Source organism: Bacteroidota bacterium, assembly GCA_030017895.1.
Lineage (GTDB): Bacteria > Bacteroidota > Ignavibacteria > UBA10030 > BY39 > JASEGV01.
The window spans coordinates 3,667-8,741 of the sequence record JASEGV010000106.1 but is presented as its reverse complement, the minus strand read 5'-3'; the positions used below and the strand labels follow the sequence as shown (position 1 = coordinate 8,741).

The following is a 5,075-nucleotide window of genomic DNA, read 5'->3' as shown; positions in this document are numbered from 1 at the left end:
GTTTCGCTTCGCTCAACATGACAAAAAGTCAATTCTGCGTAACTTCAGTAACTAACTAAAACTATTAACCATTAAACTGATAACTGTATTCACTTTATAAAAGTCAACCAGCCGTGCGGATCATTTCCGTTTTTAATAATATCAAAATATTTTTCCTGCACTAAACGTGTAATTTTTCCGGGTTTGCCGTGGTCAACTGTTTGGTGGTTGATACAGCAAACAGGTGTTATCTCGGCGGCTGTGCCGGTTACGAAAACTTCGTTAGCAATCATTAAAAACTCACGTGGGATTGTCGTTTCGATGATTTCGATACCTTCATCTTTCAAAATTTGGATAACACTTGCGCGCGTTATTCCAGGTAAAATTGCATCGGCGATTGATGGGGTATAAACTTTTCCGTTTTTAACTAAGAAAATATTTTCGCCGCTCCCTTCGCTTACATTACCGTATGCATCGAGTGCAATACCTTCAGCAAAACCGTTTTCGAGGGCTTCAATTTTTATCAACTGTGAACTTAAATAATTCCCTCCAGCTTTCGACATAGTCGGGATTGTATTTGGTGCCAACCGCTGCCACGACGATATACAGGCTTTAACACCGGTTTCTAACGACTCATCGCCTAAATAGGAACTCCATTCCCAAACTGCTATTGCTACTTCTACAGGATTTTTTAACGGGTTCAATCCCATCTCCCCGTAACCGCGATAAACAACAGGGCGGATATAACAGCTTTTTAATTTGTTATTTTTGATTAGTTTTATTGTAACTTCTTCTAATATTTCGATGGTGTATGGAATTTTTGTATGATAAATTTTTGTTGAATCATACAGGCGCTCGAGGTGTGGACGTAATTGAAAAATTGCCGACCCTTTTTTAGTATCGTAGCAGCGGATACCCTCGAACCAGCTCGAACCATAATGCACAACATGAGACAGTACGTGAATTGTTGCATTGTCCCACTTTACAAATTTTCCGTTCATCCAAATCGTTCCCGATTTTTTTATAGGCATAAATATTCCTTCCTAAGTATTACATTCATAAATTCTATAAGTTTTGTAACGGACTGAATTCATTGTTTCGGCATTGCGGTTCATCATCACGTTGTCTTCGAGTACCCAACTTGCTTCGCCCCAATTGTAGCCGAGTTTCAATGCACGTTCGGCTGTTTCAAAAAATAACACACCAGCCGCGCCGCTCTTTTGGTATTCTTTCAAAACTCCTAATGCGATGATTCGAACTCCATCAATTTTCTTTTTATGAAGCATCAACCTGATAAGTCCGGGAATCAAACGTCCCTTTTTGTTGTATCTTAATGCAATGTTAATGTCGGGCAGCGATAAAGCGAAGCCGATAGGTTTACTTTCGACTTCTGCGAATATAACGAGGTCGGGAACAGCCACAGGTTTTAGCGATTTTGCCAATGCTTTGAATTCGTCATCTGTCATTTTAACGGCACCCCAGTTGTATTGCCACGCGTCGTTGTAAACTTTATGTATCTTCTTAACCTCTTCATCAAAATTTTTCATGTCGAGGCTTCGAAAAGTAATTTTATTCCGTTCTTTCACTAATTGTGAAACTCTCGAAAGTTTTTCACGATTTACTTTATGTTGTTCCAAAAAGTGGGCATACAAATCTTTTGCTTTTTGAAATCCAGCTGCTTCAATTAACTTGCAGTAGTAAGGTGGGTTGTAAGGCATCATTACTGCCGGCGTTTTATCGAATCCATCAATCAGCAGTCCGTATTCGTCGTTCACCGATGGATTTACAGGACCTCTCATAACTGATAAACCCTTATCTTTCAACCACTTACGCACAGTGTTAAACAACTCGTTTGCAACCGATTGATCGTCGATGCTCTCGAAGAATCCAAAAAATCCGATTTTCTCGTTGTGTTCTTTGTTATGATTATGATTGATGATAGCACCTATCCGTCCCACAATTTCATTATTTTTATAAGCGAGGAAAAATTCAGCTTGTGCGTGCTTGTAGAATGGATTTTTTTTTCGATCTACTAAAAATTTTCTCTCAAATAAAAGTGGAGGAACCCAGTAATGATTTCCTTCATAAATTTTCCAAGGGAATTTTATGAATTTATTAAACTCGCTTCGGGTTTTTACAACCGTAACAACAATTTTACCCATTAGTTTATCAAACCGAGTTTTTTTCCTGCCTTAATGAACACTTCGAGAATTTGATCTAAATGCTCGTCCTCGTGTGTTGCCATGTAGCTTGTTCGCATCATTTGCATTCCGGGTGGGACGCCAGGACTGATGAATGTGTTCACAAAAACTCCGTTGTCGAATAATTCTTTCCAAAGTGTAAATGCAAGCATATCATCTCCAATTATTACCGGTATTATAGCTGTTTGTCCATCGATAATTTTAAAGCCGGCTTTTTTGAAACCTTGCCGCATTTTGTTTGCGTTGCGTATAAGTTTATCGATTCGTTCCGGTTCTTTCTCTAAAATATCGAGAGCTGCTAATGCCGCTGCAACCGACGCGGGTGTCGGGCTGGCGCTGAAAATCAATGCTGCTGAATGGTGCTTCAAATAATTTATAACCCGTTCCGAGCCGACAACAAATCCTCCAAGCGAAGCAAATGTTTTACTGAAAGTTCCAAATGTTAAATCGGTTTCTTCTACTAAATTAAAATAACTCGCAGTTCCTCTGCCCCCTTTTCCGATAACACCAACTGAATGAGCGTCGTCAACCAAAGTTCGGGCGTTATATTTTTTAGCAATCGATACAAGTGCTGGTAAATCGACGATATTGCCCGATGTGCTGAAAACGCCATCGGTTACAATTAATTTTCCGGCTTCTAATGGAAGCCGTTTAATTACACGCTCCAGATCGTTCATATCGTTATGCTTGTAACGAACGAAGTCGGCAAACATTCCTTTTGCCATAACAACACCCGCTACGATACTTGCGTGATTATCTTTGTCGGTGATTACATATTCACCACGCTGAACAAGTGTTGGAATTATTCCTTGTGCTGTTTGATAACCGGTGCTGAAAAGCAAGCAGGCTTCGGTTCCCATAAATTTAGCCATTCTCGATTCAAACTCTGTGTGCAGGTCGAGGGTGCCGGTTAAATATCTTGACCCTGAACAACCGCTTCCATATTTTTCTACGGCTTTAATTGCAGCTTCTTTAACTTTCGGATGTGCTGTTAAACCCAAATAATTATTTGAACCTGCCATTATTACTTTGCGTCCCTCTATTTGAACAACAGGACCTTCGTTTTCCTCGATTGTTCTGAAATATGGATATAGACCTGCGGCTTTAACTTCGTCGGCGCGAGTAAAAGTAAAACATTTATCAAAAAGATCGACTGGGATTTTAGGTGCACTTTCGTCTATAACAGTAACATCAGGTTTTGGTTCCACTTCTGCGGATGTTCCGTTTTTTGTTTTCCAGTTAAATTTCCCTTTAAATGATGTTGCCCAATCCGTCATGTTCTTTCGCCAATTGAAAAACGACGTCCTGTCCGAAAAACGAGCTGCCATTATTAAACTCCTTAAATAATCCTTATATTTGAATACAAATTTTAATTTTAATATACTTCATATAATTAAAAAAGTCAATCAACCCAATTTATTATAGATGATAAAATTTTTTGTTACAGGTTCAACCGGATTTATAGGCAGCCATTTAGTCAAATACCTTATTAATCAAGGACATCATGTAAAATGCTTGGTCCGAAAACACTCTAACAATAAGTGGCTGAAAGAGTTAGCTGTTGAGTATGTTTACGGCGATATGTTCGATGTTGAGGTCTTGCGAAAAGCAGTTGCAGATGTCGATTATATTTATCACATTGCGGGTGTTACTGCGTCGAAAACTAAAAGAGGATATTTTCTTGGAAATCAGGAAGCAACCAGGAACTTATTGATTGCAGCCGAAACTAATTCAAATTTAAAGCGGTTTGTTTTTGCTGGAAGTTTAGCAGCGGTTGGTCCATCAACCGATGGCAAACCGGTGAATGAAGAATCGGAGTTGCAGCCAATAACTACTTACGGAAGAAGTAAGATGGCGGCTGAAAAAGAAGTATTAAGTTTTCAGAATAAAATTCCGTTTACAATTGTGCGAATACCGGCAGTTTACGGTCCGCGAGATACGGCAACGTTAGATTTTTTTAAATCTGTTAATAATGGAATTATTCCGTTGGTAGGATTCAAAAGCAAGTATGTGAATATTTTGCATGTTAATGATGTTGTAGATGGGCTTATTTTAGCTGGCGAACATCCTGATGCTGCAGGTAAAATTTATTTCATCGGAAGCGAGAAAGCATATACATGGGAAGATATTGGTAGAGTTACACAAAAAATTATCCAACGGAAAACTATCAAACTTCGGATTCCTGAATTCATAGTTGTACTCGTTGCTTCCATCTATAATCTGATTAATCTTTTCAGCCGAAAACCATCTGTTCTTAATTTTGAAAAAAGCAAAGATATAATTGCCGATGCTTGGATTTGCGACTCATCGAAAGCTAAAAAAGAGTTGGGGTTTCAACAGAAGATTACTTTAGAAGAAGGTGTAAAAGAAACTTTTAAATGGTATAAGGAAGTTGGTTGGATAAAATAAAAATGAAACTTGTTATAGGCCAGTAGAAATGTCAGGGTTAATGTAACGAAATCAAGTTACTAGTGCAAGTTTCATAGATGGATTAAGTTGTTTACCGGAGAGTCCCCGATTAAGTTTTCTCCAAGGGTGCTTGGGAGAAGGTTTACGGGTAATACGGACACTTTGTTTTGGTTTAGGTTTATTGTTTGGGAATCCATTCATTCGGAAAAAGATTTCATATTTGAGTTCGTTGTTATTCCAAAGAATATGCAGAGAGTTATCTAAGTATAGTCGCACAATAACTTTTGATTTAGGTGGAGGTAAAGGAGAATCAGATTTAAGCAGTTGAATGCACTGAGAGTTGATCATGATGGTATAGTCGTTGTTAGCAAAAAGTTTATTGTGATGAGCGGAGTATTTTTCTACCGAATGCAGACTGGTTCGTTTAGTGAAACCAAGAAACTTATTTTGATGCGGTAATATCTTGTAAGTAATAGCCCCGATTTT

Annotated in this window: 5 protein-coding genes; 2 read left to right on the top strand and 3 right to left on the bottom strand. The window is 38.4% G+C overall.

From position 1 onward, the window contains the following. Positions 1–89: 89 nt before the first annotated feature. The 3 genes from QME58_13480 to QME58_13470 are packed head-to-tail and all read right to left on the bottom strand — an operon-like array spanning position 90 to position 3,508. Positions 90–1,010 (bottom strand): branched-chain amino acid transaminase, encoded by a 921-nt coding sequence (locus QME58_13480; GenBank protein MDI6804826.1) that lies wholly within the window; start codon positions 1,008–1,010, stop codon positions 90–92. A 12-nt stretch (positions 1,011–1,022) separates the two neighbouring features. After that, a complete protein-coding gene (locus tag QME58_13475; protein ID MDI6804825.1) occupies positions 1,023–2,141 on the bottom strand; it encodes a hypothetical protein in 1,119 nt (372 codons plus the stop codon). After that, positions 2,141–3,508 (bottom strand): pyridoxal phosphate-dependent aminotransferase family protein, encoded by a 1,368-nt coding sequence (locus QME58_13470; protein MDI6804824.1) that lies wholly within the window; start codon positions 3,506–3,508, stop codon positions 2,141–2,143. Before QME58_13470 ends, QME58_13475 begins: the two co-directional genes overlap by 1 nt. Before the next feature lie 97 nt (positions 3,509–3,605). On the opposite strand from QME58_13470, the gene QME58_13465 reads away from it, so the two are divergent. Continuing rightward, positions 3,606–4,589 carry an NAD-dependent epimerase/dehydratase family protein gene (locus QME58_13465; protein ID MDI6804823.1) on the top strand — a complete coding sequence of 328 codons (984 nt, stop codon included), beginning with the start codon at positions 3,606–3,608 and terminating at the stop codon, positions 4,587–4,589. Between the two features lie 324 nt (positions 4,590–4,913). Then, on the top strand, positions 4,914–5,048 hold the full coding sequence (locus QME58_13460; GenBank protein ID MDI6804822.1) for a hypothetical protein: 135 nt from the start codon (positions 4,914–4,916) through the stop codon (positions 5,046–5,048). Positions 5,049–5,075: the final 27 nt, after the last annotated feature.